This is a genomic window from Zobellia barbeyronii (assembly GCF_018603515.1).
Lineage (GTDB): Bacteria > Bacteroidota > Bacteroidia > Flavobacteriales > Flavobacteriaceae > Zobellia > Zobellia barbeyronii.
Window position 1 is genome coordinate 895,901 of the sequence record NZ_JACATN010000002.1, and the last position, 18,023, is coordinate 913,923.

General features: G+C 35.8%; 12 protein-coding genes and 1 pseudogene. 8 read left to right on the plus strand and 5 right to left on the minus strand.

Translation table 11 applies throughout. The features are described 5' to 3' along the window. Positions 1-33: 33 nt before the first annotated feature. From HW347_RS08290 to HW347_RS08305, 4 genes are read left to right on the plus strand one after another with little or no spacing between them, the layout of a single operon-like run. Positions 34-1,314 carry a sugar isomerase gene (locus HW347_RS08290; protein ID WP_214611403.1) on the plus strand — a complete coding sequence of 427 codons (1,281 nt, stop codon included), beginning with the start codon at positions 34-36 and terminating at the stop codon, positions 1,312-1,314. Between the two features lie 10 nt (positions 1,315-1,324). Beyond that, positions 1,325-2,698, plus strand: coding sequence for an FGGY-family carbohydrate kinase (locus tag HW347_RS08295; RefSeq protein WP_214611404.1), 1,374 nt, complete (start codon positions 1,325-1,327; stop codon positions 2,696-2,698). A gap of 9 nt (positions 2,699-2,707) precedes the next feature. Then, the gene (locus HW347_RS08300) at positions 2,708-3,856 is read left to right on the plus strand and encodes an alpha-hydroxy acid oxidase (protein ID WP_214611405.1); all 1,149 of its coding nucleotides are present in this window, start codon (positions 2,708-2,710) and stop codon (positions 3,854-3,856) included. 13 nt (positions 3,857-3,869) lie between these two features. Beyond that, positions 3,870-5,288, plus strand: coding sequence for a purine-cytosine permease family protein (locus HW347_RS08305; RefSeq protein ID WP_214611406.1), 1,419 nt, complete (start codon positions 3,870-3,872; stop codon positions 5,286-5,288). A gap of 17 nt (positions 5,289-5,305) precedes the next feature. Here HW347_RS08305 and HW347_RS08310 read toward each other — a convergent pair whose 3' ends face one another. Together HW347_RS08310 and HW347_RS08315 are read right to left on the minus strand one after the other, a co-directional pair. Then, positions 5,306-6,292, minus strand: a complete 987-nt coding sequence (locus tag HW347_RS08310; RefSeq protein WP_214611407.1) for a hypothetical protein — start codon at positions 6,290-6,292, stop codon at positions 5,306-5,308. Positions 6,293-6,458: 166 nt separating this feature from the next. Then, positions 6,459-8,213: a sulfatase family protein gene (locus tag HW347_RS08315; RefSeq protein ID WP_214611408.1), complete on the minus strand. Its 1,755-nt coding sequence runs from the start codon at positions 8,211-8,213 to the stop codon at positions 6,459-6,461. Between the two features lie 378 nt (positions 8,214-8,591). Here HW347_RS08315 and HW347_RS08320 point away from each other — a divergent pair, with 378 nt between their 5' ends. The 4 genes and pseudogenes from HW347_RS08320 to HW347_RS20825 all read left to right on the plus strand — a co-directional run bounded on the left by HW347_RS08320 (position 8,592) and on the right by HW347_RS20825 (position 13,341). Continuing rightward, positions 8,592-10,289 carry a carbamoyltransferase family protein gene (locus HW347_RS08320; protein ID WP_214611409.1) on the plus strand — a complete coding sequence of 566 codons (1,698 nt, stop codon included), beginning with the start codon at positions 8,592-8,594 and terminating at the stop codon, positions 10,287-10,289. 255 nt (positions 10,290-10,544) lie between these two features. Continuing rightward, positions 10,545-11,873 carry a site-specific integrase gene (locus HW347_RS08325; RefSeq protein ID WP_214611410.1) on the plus strand — a complete coding sequence of 443 codons (1,329 nt, stop codon included), beginning with the start codon at positions 10,545-10,547 and terminating at the stop codon, positions 11,871-11,873. A 3-nt stretch (positions 11,874-11,876) separates the two neighbouring features. Beyond that, positions 11,877-12,710, plus strand: a complete 834-nt coding sequence (locus HW347_RS08330) for a hypothetical protein (protein WP_214611411.1) — start codon at positions 11,877-11,879, stop codon at positions 12,708-12,710. A 178-nt stretch (positions 12,711-12,888) separates the two neighbouring features. Beyond that, positions 12,889-13,341: pseudogene (locus HW347_RS20825) on the plus strand (NADPH-dependent FMN reductase). A gap of 276 nt (positions 13,342-13,617) precedes the next feature. Here the strand turns inward: HW347_RS20825 and HW347_RS08345 are convergent. The 3 genes from HW347_RS08345 to HW347_RS08355 are packed head-to-tail and all read right to left on the minus strand — an operon-like array spanning position 13,618 to position 18,021. Beyond that, positions 13,618-14,592: a phosphatase PAP2 family protein gene (locus HW347_RS08345; RefSeq protein ID WP_214611413.1), complete on the minus strand. Its 975-nt coding sequence runs from the start codon at positions 14,590-14,592 to the stop codon at positions 13,618-13,620. 21 nt (positions 14,593-14,613) lie between these two features. Further along, positions 14,614-17,406, minus strand: a complete 2,793-nt coding sequence (locus tag HW347_RS08350) for a gluzincin family metallopeptidase (protein ID WP_214611414.1) — start codon at positions 17,404-17,406, stop codon at positions 14,614-14,616. 45 nt (positions 17,407-17,451) lie between these two features. Beyond that, positions 17,452-18,021 carry a phosphatase PAP2 family protein gene (locus tag HW347_RS08355; protein ID WP_214611415.1) on the minus strand — a complete coding sequence of 190 codons (570 nt, stop codon included), beginning with the start codon at positions 18,019-18,021 and terminating at the stop codon, positions 17,452-17,454. Positions 18,022-18,023: the final 2 nt, after the last annotated feature.

The window sequence follows — 18,023 nt, forward strand, 5'->3', positions numbered from 1 at the left end:
CCCATGGAAGTATTTTTCAAAATGAAATACTTTATGAAAATAGATAAAGGTCAACTTGGTGACACCAACAAAACAGGAATCACCGAGCATAATGAGCGTTACGATTTTTTAGCCTATACACTTTTAAAAAAGGGTAAAGATGTTAACGCCATAGTTAAAAAATTACAGGATTTTCAGGTAGCCATACCAAGTTGGGCATTGGGTGCAGGTGGTACGAGGTTCGGACGTTTTGGATTTCAGGGTGAGCCCTCAAGTCTAGAGCTAAAAATAGATGATGTTGGTTTAATTCATTCACTTACGCAAAGTGCAGGAGCCATATCATTACACATACCTTGGGATGTCCCTACAGATTACAATGCCATTAAAGATTTGGCAAATTCTCATGACATCCTATTTGATGCCGTGAATTCAAACACTTTTCAGGATCAAAAGAACAGTAAGGAGAGTTATAAGTTTGGCTCTTTAAGTAATACCAGCAAAGCTGCTCGTGAACAGGCTGTTGCACATAACATTGAAGTAGTTAAGATTGGAGAGAAATTAGGTTCAAAAAGCTTAACTGTTTGGTTGGCAGACGGTTCTAACTTCCCTGGGCAAACTAATTTTCAATCGGCATTACAAAATACAGAAGATAGCTTAAAAGACATATACAAAACACTTCCTGAGGACTGGAAAATGTTTATTGAATATAAGCCTTACGAGCCCAATTTCTACAGTACGGTAATCCAGGATTGGGGAACTTCATTTATGCTAGCTAATGCTTGTGGAGAAAAAGCGTATACTTTAGTAGATTTAGGACACCACCTTCCTAACACTAATATTGAACAAATAGTTTCAACTTTAATGTTAAAAGGAAAGCTAGGCGGATTCCATTTTAATGATAGTAAATATGGCGATGATGACCTTACCGTTGGTAGTGTAAAGCCTTATGCGCTATTCCTAATTTTCAATGCCTTGGTTTATGGAATGGAAAACAATCCACAAAACCCTTATCCGGCTTGGATGATAGATGCCAGTCATAATATAAAAGACCCATTAGAAGATTTAATTCAATCTTTAGAGGCTATACAAGAGGCACATGCAAAAGCATTACTTGTAGATCAAAAACTACTACTTGAAGCGCAACTGAATCATGATGTTGTAAAATGTCAAGAGATTCTCCAAGATGCTTATCGCACAGATGTTAGACCGTTGTTGCAAAAAGCAAGGTTGAACAGAGGTGGTGCTTTAAACCCAATTGATGCTTATAGATCTTTAAAAGTGAGAGAAAATTTAATTAAGGAAAGAGGTGCTAATTCAGTAGCTTCCGGACTATAATTATACCATAATGAAAGTTAACGTAACGGCCGTATTTGATATTGGAAGGACCAACAAAAAGTTCTTTCTTTTTGATGAGAATTTTCAAGAAGTTCATCGAGAATATAATCGTTTTGATGAAATTGAAGATGAGGACGGCTACCCTACTGAAAATCTTGCTGCTCTAGAAGTATGGGCAAAAGAGGTTTTTGATACCATGCTCAATTCTGAGAAATATGAAATTATAGCTTTAAATTTTTCATGTTACGGAGCAAGCTGGGTACATATTGATGAAAAAGGAAAACCACTTACGCCGCTTTACAACTATATGAAGCCGTTAAAAGATGATGTTTTTACTTCTTTTAATAAAGCTTACGGACCGGAGAAAGAATTATCAAGAGTTACAGGCTCTCCAAAACTGGGTATGTTAAATACAGGTATGCACTTGTATTGGTTGAATAATACTCAGCCAGAAACTTTTAAAAAAATAAAATACTCCCTGCATCTACCTCAATACCTCAGCTATTTATTTACAGGTGTTCCCGTAAGTGAATATACAAGTATTGGTTGTCATACAATGCTTTGGGACTTTGAGAAAAAAGACTATCATGCATGGGTTTATCAAGAGGGGATTGATGAAAAATTACCCCCTATTGAATCTTCCAGAAAAACGACCCTCGTAAATTACAAGGGTAAAACAATTAAAATGGGTGTTGGAATCCACGATAGTTCTTCTGCCCTAATTCCGTATATCAGAAGTGTAACCAAACCGTTTTTGCTAATTTCTACGGGAACATGGAGCATTTCAATTAACCCGTTTAACCAAGGGATGCTTACTCCAGATGATATTGAGAACGACTCGTTGTTCAATATGAGAATTGACGGTAGTCCGGTAAAAGTTTCTAGGTTATTCCTAGGTAACGAATACAAACTTCAGGTTAAAGCGCTGTCTGACCACTTTAATGTGTCACCAGATACTCATAAAAAAGTAAAATTTGACCAGGACACCTTTTTTGAAATCAATAAAGATTTTGTCCACATGTTCAAATGGTCTACCATGTCTTCCGAAGATATGCCTAATGAGACCACCATACCTTATGACAAATTTGAGCATGCCTACCACCAACTAATGTTGGAATTGGTTTTGCTTCAAGAGAAAAGTATTAGAGCGGCAATAGGAAGTTCTGAAATAAACCAACTTTATGTTGACGGGGGTTTTAGTGACAATGAAGTCTATATTCAATTGCTTTCTCAATTTATGGGGAATATGAAGTTGAGTACCACAGATTCTTCTTTGGGATCTGCCTTAGGAGCCGCTATCGTTATTTCTGATGTTGTATTAGAATCTACTTTTTTAGACAAAAATTACGCTGTTAAAAACCATCGTCCATTTATCCTTAAATAAACCAATCATATGACTAAGGAATTCAACCCGGCTTACCCTTCAATGGATGATTTGAGAAACAAAGCTATGAAGCGTATACCTAAATTCGCTTTTGAATATTTAGATGGAGGCTGTAATGAAGATGTAAGTATTACCAGAAACACTTCGGAAATACGTGAAGTGCAACTACAACCTAGATATTTAAGAAACCAAGGAATTAGCTCATCTAAGACAAAGGTGTTGGGTATGGAGTTTGATGCGCCTTTTGGGATTGCTCCCGTTGGTCTTCAAGGTTTAATGTGGCCTAATTCTCCTGAAATTTTAGCTAAATCGGCTTTCAAAAATAACATCCCTTTTATTCTTAGTACGGTGACCACAATGAGTATTGAACGGGCAAGTGAATTGACTGAAGGCAATGCATGGTTTCAGTTGTACAATCCTGCTGAGGATGCTTTAAGAGACGATATTATCAATAGAGCTGAAGCTGCTGGTTGTCCCGTATTAGTATTGCTTTGTGATGTACCCACTTTTGGCTACAGACCAAGAGATATTCGTAATGGATTAGCCTTACCACCAAAAATGTCGTTGACCAATATTTTACAAATTTTAGGCAAACCCACCTGGGCACTGAATACTTTAAAATATGGCCAACCCACTTTTGAAACATTAAAACCCTATACACCAGAAGGACTCAACTTAAGACAGTTGGGACAGTTTATGGACAAAACATTTTCAGGTCGATTAAACGAAGAACGAATAAAACCTATACGTGATAAATGGAAAGGGAAACTAGTCCTCAAAGGAGTTGCCTCTGAACAAGATACCCAAGATGCCATTCGTATGGGATTTGATGGCATTATTGTTTCTAATCATGGCGGCAGACAATTAGATGCTGCTCAATCTACTATAAACTCACTTTCTGAAATAACAGAAAAGTATGGCGACCAGATAGAAATTATGATGGATAGTGGGTTACGTTCAGGACCGGACATTGCCAGAACTATGGCTAGCGGGGCTAAATTCACCTTTATGGGGCGTTCTTTTCTTTATGGTTGTGGTGCTCTAGGAGATAATGGTGGCGACCATACGATATCCATGTTAAAAACGCAGTTCAAACAGGTTATGGACCAGTTATGTTGTGAACGTGTCGAAGACTTACCAAATCACCTTATTAAATAAACCAACCACCTCTATGAGCCAAAATCATCACGAAGAAGAACTAATAGAAGAATTGGTTGGTGGCGAATATGAAAGAGAGCCTGTACCCACATCAAAACTAAAAAGCTGGAAAAGCTTTCTAGGAATGTATGCCGGAGAGCATGCTGCAGGAACCGAATTTATGATTGGCCCATTATTTTTGACTGCTGGGGTTAGTGCTTTTGATTTGATTGTAGGCTTATTGATAGGAAATCTTCTTGCCGTATTAAGCTGGAGGTTTCTAACCGCAAAAATAGCCGTTGAAAATAGATTGACACTCTACTATCAATTTGAAAAAATCTGTGGTAAGAAACTGGTCATTGGTTATAATCTAGCCAACGGCATATTATTCTGTTTTCTTGCTGGCGCCATGATAACTGTATCAGCCACGGCTGTTGGTATTCCCTTTGATATGGAAATGCCAAAACTAACCGACACCACACCTAATGGAGCAACCTGGGTGATTATTGTAGTACTTATAGGAGCCGTAATTTCACTGATTGCCTCAAAGGGATATGATACCGTATCCAAGGCTGCAAATTGGATGTCTCCCATTATTGTACTTGCCTTTTTAGCCTGTGGAATTGTTGCTTTAAATCAGCTAGGAGTTAAGAGTTTTACGGATTTTTGGAATATATGGGGAGAAGGATCAGAACCCTTTCCCGGACAATTAAAATACACCTTTTGGCACGTAGTGATATGGTCATGGTTTGCTAATGCCGCTATGCACGTAGGTATGTCTGATTTATCAGTTTTTAGATTCGCGAAAACAGCAAATGCCGGATGGACCACCACTGCAGGAATGTACGTGGGGCATTATATGGCTTGGATTGCCGCTGCACTACTTTATGCCGTCTATTTAAAGTCGCCCGAGGCGCAAGCTTTTCTTTCTAATGGAGAAGCACCACCGGTAGCGCCAGGACCTTTGGCAAACAATGCTATTGGAATATTTGGAATTATTGCAGTAGTCTTAGCAGGCTGGACAACGGCAAACCCTACGATTTACAGAGCTGGATTAGCCTTTCAGGCCATTATGCCTAAACTGTCTACATTTTGGGTAACCATTATAGCGGGAACAGTAGCTACAATTGCCGGATTGTTTCCCGCTTTTGCCATGAAATTATTAGGCTTTGTTGCGCTATACGGATTTATTCTAGCTCCTTTTGGTGCCGTAATCGTATTTGAGCACTTTTTCCATAAACAAGCGGGAATCGTTAAAAACTATGCCGAAGTAGCAAATATTAAATTCAATAAGTCGGTGTTCTTGGCGTGGGCCATCAGTTTTGGATTGTTTTACTTTATTTCAATTCAATTTGATGTATTCCTATCCTTTGTAACACTACCTGCATGGTTGCTCTGCGGAGCTTTGTTTTTAGTATTTAGCAAATCATTTCAGAAAAAAACTGCTAATTAAAAATGTAAATCTTGTCCTTAGTAATTCGCATAAACTATAGAAAAAGTACCGTCAGTAACTTCTGTGGTTGTGCTGTCGGTATTATCTATTCCTGTTAGACTAAATTTTCCTTTTAACAGGGTTAGTTGCGGCCCTACCTCTTTTGCAGTAATAATCAAAGTACCAGAGCATTCATACGATACAAATTCATGAGTAATTACATCATAACGCGAAAGGGCAACTGAATTAACACTACTGTCTGCATTAAAAATGAAAGTACCTTCTTCCGTTTCCTCATGGTTAATCATGATAGATATTAGGTGTTCATTATCACTTAATTGGTGAAGTGTTATGTCAGAACCACTAACAAATCCTCCTGTCTGAAAGCTACCTGTTTCATACCAAGATTCTCCATCTATTTGGGCATAAGCTCCCAAATTTGCAATACTAGGTTCCGTTTCAACGTAACTTGCTATAAAACTCCCTTCCACTTCATGAGAGGCAGATTCTATATCATACTCATCCTCGTATAATTTTCCTGAGAATTGAACCTCAACCTTTTTATTAACTTCATCGATATTAACCAACTCAAACGTGAAAAAGTTAGACGTGAAGTAGGCAAAATTTCCTGATGAAGGAAAATCAAAATCAGTTGTTGAATATGAAGATATTTTTCCTTGGTCTCCAAATGTATTGAACAGCAAATTAATACTGTTCCCATCTGAACCCGAAGCGGTGATGCTTAATGTATTTTCTACTTTTTGTCCAGTCCAGTTGTCTATGCTTACTGTTTCTCCCTTATAGACATAATTAAAAAAATCTTCCTCGGTAATCGCAACATTATCTTCAGAATCTTCTTCTTCAATTTCTTCCTCATCAATAACTTCATCATCTACAGATTCTTCATCTTCAATAATTTCTTGATTTTCCACTGTATTTTCATCAAGGACAGAATCTATGTCATTAGAACAAGAGACAATAAAAAGAATCAAAAAAAAATGGAAAACTAGCTTTGTATTTTTCATAGGGACAGGTAAAGTTATTTTTAAATCTGGGTCTTTATCTGAACTATAACGCACCAAGGATTTTGGTATTGCTTTATCTGTTAATTTTCAATCGAGTGTTTTAACTAAGTTCTTTATTGACATCTAACTTTACTACTTCCGATTGTGAGCTCCCCTTTTGAGGGAATTACAATTCTTTCTCTATTACTTTACTTGGCACATAACCAATTCTATATGCTTGCGCCATAACCTTACTTCCTGACGGAATTTGAAATGGCTTTTGATAAATGCTCCATGCTTTTGGAATAACTCCTTTGCTATCAATAATTTTATATCCCAACGATGCGCCTTCAGTAGAACATCTCATTGTAATTACATTATCATTAGATTCCATTTTGGGGTCTGAAGTTATAGGCTGGCTGGCTGCTCCGTTCCATAACTTAGTAATCAAGTCTCTTTCTGGAAGACTGGGGTCATCCCCTATCTCACTAAGCCACTCATCCATTTCCGTTCGTAACTCTTTTAGTTTTTTATCATAAGTAGGATCTTGGGCCAAATTGTTTACTTCGTACGGATCTGTCCTACAATCATATAATTCCTCGGGCTGCTTACTTTCCCTAAACCAAAGAGATTGTATGCTATCTAAACTACCCTCATCACGTAAGCGCAACAGCTCTTGCATAGTCGGTATTCTTTCTCTGTATTCAACAGGCAAATAATATCCTTGGTTAGGTCTATAGTTTCGGATATATTTAAACCGGTCATCACGTACAGCACGAATTGCATCTGTAAACCCATCAAAACGGTCTGCTGCACCATGAATATATTCTCGTTCATTTTTAGATTTATACTTCCCTAAAAAAGCTTGTCCCTGCATATATGACGGTGGTTCAATCCCTACCAAAGAAAGAAGTGTAGGAGCAAAATCTACAAAACTGAGTAGTTCATCATCTTTGGTCTCAGAATGTTGCTTATTTGGAAATCTAATAATCATAGGAGTATTTAACCCCGAATCATAAACCAAACGCTTCTCCCTAGGTAACGGTCCTCCATGATCTCCGTAGAAAAAAATAATCGTATTTTCCAAAAGTCCATCTTCCTCCAACTGTTTCAATACTGCCCCAACTTGCTTATCCATTTCAGCAATATTGTTGTATAACTTCCACATATCACGACGCACTGTAGGAGTATCTGGCAGATAAGGAGGAATAGAAAATTCTGTGTCTTTGGATAGGTGGATAGGTGTTTCCTCTTCTGACATGCGACCCCCTGCCCAAGTATAGGTTGTATCCCCTGCTTGATAATGTCTCGTTTCTATATTTCTAAAACCATAAGGTTCAAATAATCCAGACTCATGTGTTTCGGTAAAATTGAAAACCGAGAAAAAAGGTTGATTATCGGCTTTATTTCTCCAATGTGCATATGGGCTACTTTCATCCCAAGCAGTTTTAGGAGCTTTAAATTGATAGTCTTCTTTATCGTTATTGGAACAGTAATATCCATTCATCCGAAGTAATTCACTTACCATACGAGTTTCTGACGGTGGAACGGCCCCATAAGAAGGTAACCCTGTAACCTCTGTATACGAAGTAGTTCGCATACCATTGGCACCAATACTCGTTGGGTACATTCCAGTGGTAATGGCTGCCCTACTAGGGGCACAAACTCCCGAAGTTGAATACAAATTAGGGTATACTACACCCTCTTTAGCCAAACGACTCAAATTAGGAGTTACTATAGTAGAGTCTCCAAAGGATGGAATGTAAGGACCCATATCTTCTGTAACCAACCACAAAATATTAGGCCGTTTGGGCAATTCTATTTCTGAAGAAACGGCAACTTCTTTTCCCCCTTTTTTAGTTTTTGTTTGACATCCATTTAAAAATATAAAAACAACACTAAAGGACAGTAAAGTCCGCAAGAATGAGATATACTTGTTCATTTTTTAGATTTTATTTTAATGCTTGGCTGTTTAAGACTAAAAAGTGGTATTTGCTTCCTCCATTTTAATTGTTCACTGAATATAACAATTAAACTATTTAATCATTATAACCCACCACAACCAAATATAATTTCTCTATCTGTTTTACCTGTCCTGTACTGTGCCGTAATAGTTTCTTTTTAATTGTAAAGTGTATTAAATTCCGTAGATTAAAAGAACTCGTTATAAATTCTTCATAGGCTGTTTATTATTGAATATAGTAAAATAAAACAAGTGGGAAAAAGTACTTATAAGCAATTAAAAAAGAGACATTTATCATATAATTTCTCTTAATAAAAATCTATTTTTAAACTTACATCAACCAATACCACACTACAAATGATCATATTGGGCCTCAACTATTATTTTCATGATTCAACGGCTTGTATCGTAAAAGACGGAAAACTAATAGCAGCAATTGAAGAAGAACGATTAAATAGAGATAAGCATACACAGGCTTTTCCTATAATGGCTATTGAACGTTGTTTAAAATTGGCCAATATATCTTATGAAGATATTGACCATATTGCAGTTTCTATAAAACCGACTACCAATTGGAAACAGAAATTAGTTTATCTATTTAAACATCTTGGTAGTTTTATGCCTTTTATTGGCCATTACTTAGTTAATGCCTATGCTAAACAGCGCCGTTTTTGGATTTGGTACGGGCAGCAATTCAAATCAAAAGAAAAAGGTCCGAAAGTACATTTTATAGAACACCATCTTACTCACGTAGCAGGTTCATTTTTTGTATCGCCTTATGAAGAGGCCGCTCTTTTGGGAATTGATGGTTCAGGTGAATGGGCCACTTCTTGGTTAGGTTATGGAAAAAACAATACGGTAACCCGTTTTGAACAGAGCTACTTTCCGCATTCTTTGGGTTCTTTTTACGAAGCGGTAACCGAATTTTGTGGCTTTAGACCTAACTACGATGAAGGTAAAACAATGGGACTAGCCCCCATGGGAAACCCCAATACGTTTATTGATGAAGTAAGAAAACTTGTTACAGTAGATAAAAGCGGAAAAATAAAAATTGACCTAAGCTATTTTAACTATCAGCATATTGTTGGTAAAAGGTGTTCGGATAAATTCTATAAAACTTTTGGTAAGCCACGTGTACACGGCGAAGAATTTGAACAACATCATATGGATGTAGCGGCTGCCTTTCAAAAAGTATTGGAAGAACGTCTATTGGAAATATGCGAGATTCTATATCAGAAAACGAAAGCGAAATTTTTAGTACTCTCTGGTGGTGTTTCATTAAACAGCGTTGTAAACGGAAGGATTGTTAAGGAAAGTCCGTTTGAAGGTATATACGTAATGCCCGCTGCTGGAGATAATGGTACAGCCATTGGAGCAGCCTACTATTTATACAATGGCATTCTGGGCAATCCGCGAAACTTTGTGCACGATGACCCCTACGTAGGAACAAGTTATACCAATGAAGAAATAAAAAAAGTTATTGACGGAGCCAAACTAGAAGCTGAATACATAGACGATATCTGTCAAAAAACAGCCGATTTATTGGCAGAAGGAAATATAATAGGTTGGTTTCAAGGTCCTATGGAGATTGGCCCAAGGGCATTAGGCAGCCGAAGTATTTTGGCAAACCCTGCCTTTCCTCAAATGAAAGATAAAATAAATGCCGAAGTGAAGTTCAGAGAAGCCTATAGACCCTTTGCTCCCTCCGCTCTTGTAGAATCATATAAAGATTTTTTTGATTTAAAAGTAGAAGCTCCCTTTATGCTAAAAGTTTGTAATGTTTTAAAAGACAAACAACATCTAATTCCCGCCATTACACATGTTGATGGCAGTGCAAGATTACAAACGGTAAAAAAAGAATTGCATCCAAGATATCATGAAGTAATCCAAAAACTGGGAGAAAGAACCGGAATTCCCGTTGTGCTAAACACAAGCTTCAATATTCAGGGTGAACCTGTTGTAGAATCTCCAAAAGATGCGTTACGGTGTTTTTATTCTACAGGATTAGACTACTTGGCTATAGGTAATTATCTATTGCGCAAGCGAAATAGTTGATATCAAACAAACACAGTAAAATAAAAAGCACTGTGAACTAAATAGTTAACAGTGCTTTGAAACCACATTAATAGTGATTAGTCGGGATGACAGGATTTGAACCTTCTTATTCCAATTTACTTCATTTAACCTAAATCATCCATGCTATTTACTGTATTTTAGTATTTTATAATTATATTTACTCAACTTAACAAGGGTAATATCTGTTAATATTAAGGTATTTTGTCCGCAATATGTCCGCAAACTACTATAATTATGAGATGTAACTTTTACCTTGACAGACCTTACCATCCTGAATTTGATAATAAAACTATTACCAAAGAGAAAAAACGTGCTAGTGAAAAGAAAAAGAGATTAGCAACTAAATTTTACAATCCAAAACCAACCTCCGTTTATATATTTTTTTCACCTGACAAGAATACTAGGTTAAAATATAGAACTTCTATTAAGATATTACCTAAAGATTGGGATTTCAATAAAGGTAGAATCAGGTCTGCCACACCCGGAGCTTTTGAGCTTAATGTTGAATTAGACCAACTATCCTCACAAATTATTAAAGAAGCCTACTTAGCCTTTGAAAAGAATAAGTTTCTTTCTAAAAATGATTATAAGAATATCCTAGTGAAAACGGTAGATGAAGATTTATTAGTTGTCGGTGGTTCAAAAGTCAAATCCTTAATTACCGAATTTAAAAATCATAAAAGGCGTTATGTAACTGATGGGACAATGCAGGAATATAAAACGGTTTTTAAAGCTCTTGACGAATTTCAAAAATTAGAACGAAAAGAACTATCCTTATTGGATTTTAATAAAGATTTCTACATCCAATTTGAAAACTTTTTAAGCCAAAAAAATAATCCTTCTAATAAACAACGTGGTTTGTTGAATGACACCATTTACAAATACATCTCCACCCTACGTGTCTTTTTAAAATGGTGTAATGAAAATGGTAATAATGTTCACCCATATAGTTTTGAACAGCATAAGTCCTCCTTTAAAAAGAAAGCATATAATGAAATAGTAGTGCTCAATGAAGATGAACTTAACAAATTAGAAGAATTAGATTTAAGTAATCGTTCTTCATATGAGCGAGTGAGAGATTTATTTCTCTTTATGATTTATACTGGCCAGCGTTTTTCCGACGTCGAACGTTTTTCTAAATCAGATTTTCAGAATAATAAATGGACATTTATATCTGTTAAAACCAAGAAACAAACAATCGTTCCTTTTAATGGCTATATAGCTAACGGTTTAAAGATTTTAGAAAAGTACGACTTCAATCTCCCAAAAATATCCAATCAAAAATTTAATACCTACTTAAAGCAGGTAGGTGCCTTAGCCAAAATTGACACTACAGTTAAAATAGTTCGGTTCAGAGGCAAGGAAGAGGTAGTAATTGAAAAAGCTAAATGTGAATTTATGAGTAGCCATATGGGTCGAAGAACAGCAGTAACAATTTTATTAGCGAAAGGCATACCACTACCACTTGTTCAAATGTTGACACAACATTCTGACATACGAACATTAATGAAATATAATTCAGCAAGTATGGATTCACTAATCAATGCTTTAAATAAATTTTAGATAATGGAAGGATACTTTTTTAAGCCGCGTAAGAACTTTGATTTCAATCCTAATAAATATGATTTAGGATTATCAATTTGGAAAACAATATCTCATTTGGACATGCATTTTTTAAATAAAATAATTGATATTGATATTAATGAATATCCACTATTATACGATTATCATCTAACTTACTATTTAGAAACTTATAAAGAAGCTGAGGAAAAACATTTTTTTTCAAAGCTGTATGATTTGATACTAAAATACAAAACAAGAGAGTTTCAAAAGGATTCTTTAAAAATGAGTCCAAAAGAAAAGACTAAATCAGAAAAGACTATCAAAGACTATGAGGATTTTATAGAAATGATGAAATTTAAAGATCAGTGGGGGGTCACGTTCAGTGAAAAAGAGGACATTAACAATATCAGGAAGAATTTAGAGAGTAACCAAGATAACATCGTTTCAATGAAAATGAAAATCAAGAATTTAAATAATGAATTAACTAAATTAAGAAATGACTACAACTACCTTGAAAAAACAAATCAAATAGTAACCGTTTCTTCTAAAAAGAAAATTGACATTAAAAAAGAATACTTCGGAACTGTAATGAATTTAATGTCTAAATTAAAAGATATTGAAATACCAATAGAATCTGACACTGAAAAAAAAATATCCGAGAACCTTTTTGTTACAAATTCTAAAAGTACGTGGGTCAAAATAATAACCAATAACTTTTCTCAGGATGGGGAAGAAATTAAGTACTCAAGAGTTGAGAATTATCTTGATAGAGAGCGAAATGTACCTAGAGGCAGCCATCAGTGTATTATAAGCGTTTTAGAAAAAAAGGTCCTGTAAGTTCATTTCTGGATAATTTGCTAAGTCTGCTAAATCTTTGGAATTTTACTTTTACACTAAAAAATAAACCAAAATGAAATTGTTATGTGGCTGGGGGAATGCAAACGCAATTTTACTCCCGCACTCTTCATAACTCAACCGTTAACTGCAAGCAAAAAAACACTCGAATACCAATTGAATGATAAGGAAGAAAAAAAACACTGGAATTTGTGGAAGTCCCAGTCGGAATTCTGCAAATCTGTCAAATATTAAATGGTTAGCGGAATCAGACAAAGTTGATTTTGATTTGGAAATTATAGATGGATTGACCGAATTACCGCATTTAAAAACGGAACTGACTGAAAAAAATATACCTAAAAAAATTTTAGGATTTAGGACTAAAATTGAAAATGCTGATTGAATTATAATTTGTATACCTGAATCTATTTTCAGTATTCCCAGTCGTTTAAAAAACATGATTGAATGGTGCGTATCGACAACTATGTTCTCTGACAAACCAATTGGACTGATAACTGCTTCAGCGAGTGGAGAAAAAGCACACCAAGAAATAAAATTGATTTTGGAAATTCTCCAAATTAAATTTACGGACAAGACAATTCTTTTGGTACAGGGAATAAAAGGAAAATGGTAAAATATCGGACAAGAAAACAGAAACTGAATTGAAAAAATTCGTTGAATCGTTTGATGAAGGGACAGAAAAGCCAGCAGGTAACAGCTTATAAAAATAAGGCGAGCTTAGTGCTTAATCAAAGTGTCGTGTATTTTTGGCTTTAAAATTTTCCACATAGACATAATTCATGGGAAGTATGAGGAACCGAGCGTTTAAAAATCTTCGCAAGCTATTCTCCGGTACACATTCGCTCAGCCTGCAATCATTAAAATCTAAATTAATGGATTAATCTCTTTTTCAAAAAGTAAAAGAAACCCCAAAAGTCTGATAGGAACCTAATTGACCCAAATTAAAATCTGTTTTTATTTTATTAGAAACCCTCTTACCTGTTTCATTTATATCAATTTTTTTGATACGGCGATCAGCTGCCGCTTTGCCAACCACATATCCAATCAATAAAGCCAGTGGATAATCTGATGCCCAATGTACCCTACTACTCATCATTTCAAAAGCCATTACACCCATAAGGGTATAGCCTACAGGTTTTATCCACTTAATTTCTGGATAGTTAGTAGCTATTACAGTAATTGTGGCCATAAAAGTAGCTACATGACCAGAGGGCATGGCATCGTAATTTCCGGTTCTTGTTTGGTATTCTTTTAGGCTAGGTAAAAATGTCCAATGCCCGCCGGGGTTACCACTAGCTATGGCCGGGCCTGGACTCTGCCTTCCGGTAATTCTCTTAATAGTCTGTGTTATGATCCCCATTGACAGTAAAACTTCTACTAATTCACTAGAGGTATTCAATGCCCGATAATCCTCGCCAATAGCACCTATTGCGTAGAACATACCACTTAACAATATGGTGGTCCCTCCATTGCCAATATAATAAACGGCGGAGTTGATATTGTTCGGTATTACCCGAAACGGACCAATACTGCTATAAGAATGGCCTTTATCAAATGCAAAATTACTACCAAATTTAATAGATTCATCTGTCAATTGCTGATCAAAAGGCATGATTGCCGCCGTGGTACCAATAGCCGAACCTGTCCAAATAAGATTCTCTTTTTGAACGGCAAACTTTCCAAAGTCGGCAATATCTTTTGGAATATATTTGAGCATATCAAAGAATTTGGGTTTTGCGTAACCATAGCTCAATCCTTTTGAAATATCAAAATATTGCTCGTCTTGAAGACTATCTTGTATAGTTTGGGAGAATCCCAAACTATACAAGATAAGAAAGATTGGAACAAGAAGTGATTTTGACATGCCTATAAAATATTTTCTTGTTTAATACCACCTACGAGTAAAAAGGCCCAAGAGGGTCTTTGGACTTAAAGTTACCTTAAAACGAATCTTCTCGCCATAATTATTCTGTCCCATTTCAAAACCATTAGTGGAAGCCACAGGAAAATAGAGTTCAAAATAATCGGTTACCAAGCTCAGTTTTATTCCTGAATCCCAAACGAATTGAGGACTACTTCCTTTATTTTTGATATAACCTGCATCGCTATAGGCAAAAACCCAATTCCAGATACTTGCTTCTGCATTTATGGTGGTTATCCATTGATTTGCAAATCGTGTACCAAGTATGGATTTAAAGCCGCCTTCCGCAGTTAGATATTGTTGTGAAACCAACCCTTCGCTTTCCGACCGTCCCAAGTAGCCATAGTTAAAGAGATAATCCGTAGGTCTATCCAAACCAAAATCGAAAAAACCGTTATCTGCCTGAGTATTATTTTTCAAAAATGTACCTGCAAATAAACGAAGGTCTATCTGACGATTATTTACGAACAGTTTACGATACTTGACTGTGGTAGAAACCTTACTAAAGTTGTTAGCAAGCTCTCCATCCACATAGAAACGGAAAATATTTTCAAAATTAGAGTTCGAATAGGTGTAACGAGCGTTCAATATACTATAATTGGGCGTTTCTAATGGTATATCGGGGCTTTTATCCCTAGAAATGTTGACGCTGCGCAAACTGATATATTGATGTTCATTGCTTCTTAAATCTTTGTTCCTGAAATTTAGACGGACATTCGGCGTAACACTTCTATAAAATAACTTATCCGCATAACTAGATTTATTCATATTAAAGCTGGCAGATAAAGAATATAGCCCGGAATCTTTAAACTGGTAGGTACCTCCAAAACCTAAAGAACCAATTAAAGTTTTAGACTTAAATCCATAGGTTGGAGTAATTTTATAAATGAATGGTCTTCTAAGTACGGTCTTATTGTAGAACTTCCCTCCCAAGGTAACACCATCATAAATATTATTAAATTCTAGAACGGGCATAAAGAACACCTGGCTACGACTAGGATCTTCAATATCCTTTATAAAACGAAACTGGACAGGTTTGTTCAGTATTCCGTTCAGATTCCTGTAATTATTGTTCCTTTTAACTTCAGGAATCTGTTTCTCATAATCAACAACTAATCTTTCCTCTCCTTTATTGGGTATGCTAACGGTCTTTTTTACATTAAAACCATCTACCCAATATTTAGAAATTATGGAATCTCCTTTTAGCCCATGAATCGAAACTGGCATAAGATTTTTTCCTTTATTTTTTAAGGTTATTTGAAGTGAATCTCCATCTTCTTTAACCCTCATGATTTTAAAATCTATTTTGTCATTTTCGCCTACAAAATCAGTAAAAAACCATGTAATATCTTTTTTTGAATTGGATTCCAAAACAGTTCTAAAGTCTTCCGAAGTGCATGGTTGCAGAACATAATCATCATAAAATTGTCTAATTGATTTTTGGACCGTTGTATCTTCAAGGTAACCCTCCAAGTATTTAAGACCCAATCCCGATTTATAAGGGTTGGCAATATTGTAGTTAAATTTCAATAAAGAATCTCTTTGAGTATTAAGCGATTGATCGATAAGGTTTCTGGCCATGTTCTTATAGCCCAAATAATATTGCTCATTAAAATAGAGGTCGGCCCCATGAAACCATCTCAACCCAAAGAAGTTGGCCAAGTTACCTCCCAATTTCATATCAGGGTAATTCGTGTTCATATATTCCATCATCAAATAAACTAGAATACCGTCAGAAACCCATTTTTCGTTTCTAGGATTTAATGCGAGCGTATTTTCCAAATAGGCATCCGTAATACTTTTAAGCATTTGTATTTCGTATTGAAAATCATTGGGAAAGGGTCGCAAGAAGTTAGGGAGCTGATTAAGCCCGTACAAAGGATTTTTATTACTTTCTATATTTGATATCAATAGTGTGTTCAAAGGATATTTACCTAAACGATATTCCAGGAAGTTTAAAATGCTGTCTACTTTTGAGCGTAAAACCAAGTCATCCAATTTTCCTACCCTAACGTCTGACCTAACTTTTATGGAATCAACTTCTATTGTATAAAAATTATTTATTTTATCTAGATAGAGTTTTACCTCTTTTTGATTCTTACCCCATAAATGGAGCTTTTGTAATTGTGAATCTTTTTCGACAATTCGTTGCTCAAGTATAGAAGTGACCGAATATTCAACAGGCAATGTTAGATTAATGGAATAGTTTGAGGGCGATAAAAAGATATCTTGTAAATCTCTATTACTGTAAGATTCCCAATGGTCAACATATACTGCTGGAGCGATATACCAATATTCTAAATTGAATGCACCATCCTTAGTATATCCATATTTGGTAAACTTGCTACTAGGAATTTGAACGGTATACTTCAGTTTTAATGTTAATGACTCTCCTGAAATAAGAGGTTTTTCTGGTATAATTTTTAGAATATCAGGGGCTCCCGGAGGTCTTGTCCAATTCAAATTTTCTCCCGATTCGGCTACAATACTCTTTACATGAGTAGCGCCGCGCTCTGCATTTTTTGCATAGTGAAAATCACGTCTATAATCTTCGTTAAAACGAAGGCCTAAGGGTGTGGTGTTTGAAGAAAAACTATTAGCCCAATCTAGAAAATGAAGGGTGTCCAAGGTTTGACCAGTCGTGTTCTTATAGCGAATACTTTGAGTTATTTTTAAACTATTTTTATTCACATCTAGAATGGCATCAATACTGATTTCATGTTGAGTAAATCCAGATTGACAAATTAAAAATAACAAGAGCGAATAATAGTTTAGCTTATACATTTACATATTGTTATCCTCTTAAAATTTATAGTTTACTCCAATCAGATAATCACCGGATCCACTCTTAAATGAAATATCAAAATGATCACGGGCATAAGGCGTTGTAAATAGATAAGTGCTCCCAATACCGACCAATGCTCCACCAAGAACATCCCAGCCGTCATGCCGCTCGCCTATACCTTCCATACGGCTCCATCCGACATAAGCAGCCAGCGCATAGGCAGGAACTCCATATTTCCATCCGTATCGCCTTTGAAGAAAGGAAGCTCCTTGAAAAGCAAAAGAGGTGTGCCCCGAGGGGAAAGCTTTACCATCTGTACGGCCTTCTGGCCTATGCTTATTTATGCCATACTTCAGAACATAGGTTAGCGCAATGTTCGTTCCTGCAGATTTACTCAATTGCCAAAAACCCTTCTTATCTTTTTTAGCGATTACCGTTATCAATGATACCGCTGTTGGAGCAAATTGCGCATAGTCTCCAAAAGTTTGTATGTTGGTCTCCCTTCTAATTTCTTTTGGGGAGTCAATTTCTTGGGCATTTGCCGAATAAAAAATTATTACAATTAAGATTACGATGATTTGTCTCATAG

Excerpts from the sequence above, each read along its gene's own strand:
- HW347_RS08290 (WP_214611403.1), top strand. The coding sequence starts at position 34 with ATGAAAATAGATAAAGGTCAACTTGGTGACACCAACAAAACAGGAATC.
- HW347_RS08295 (WP_214611404.1), top strand. The coding sequence starts at position 1,325 with ATGAAAGTTAACGTAACGGCCGTATTTGATATTGGAAGGACCAACAAA.
- HW347_RS08300 (WP_214611405.1), top strand. The coding sequence starts at position 2,708 with ATGACTAAGGAATTCAACCCGGCTTACCCTTCAATGGATGATTTGAGA.
- HW347_RS08305 (WP_214611406.1), top strand. The coding sequence starts at position 3,870 with ATGAGCCAAAATCATCACGAAGAAGAACTAATAGAAGAATTGGTTGGT.
- HW347_RS08310 (WP_214611407.1), bottom strand. The coding sequence starts at position 6,292 with ATGAAAAATACAAAGCTAGTTTTCCATTTTTTTTTGATTCTTTTTATT.
- HW347_RS08315 (WP_214611408.1), bottom strand. The coding sequence starts at position 8,213 with ATGAACAAGTATATCTCATTCTTGCGGACTTTACTGTCCTTTAGTGTT.
- HW347_RS08320 (WP_214611409.1), top strand. The coding sequence starts at position 8,592 with ATGATCATATTGGGCCTCAACTATTATTTTCATGATTCAACGGCTTGT.
- HW347_RS08325 (WP_214611410.1), top strand. The coding sequence starts at position 10,545 with ATGAGATGTAACTTTTACCTTGACAGACCTTACCATCCTGAATTTGAT.
- HW347_RS08330 (WP_214611411.1), top strand. The coding sequence starts at position 11,877 with ATGGAAGGATACTTTTTTAAGCCGCGTAAGAACTTTGATTTCAATCCT.
- HW347_RS08345 (WP_214611413.1), bottom strand. The coding sequence starts at position 14,592 with ATGTCAAAATCACTTCTTGTTCCAATCTTTCTTATCTTGTATAGTTTG.
- HW347_RS08355 (WP_214611415.1), bottom strand. The coding sequence starts at position 18,021 with ATGAGACAAATCATCGTAATCTTAATTGTAATAATTTTTTATTCGGCA.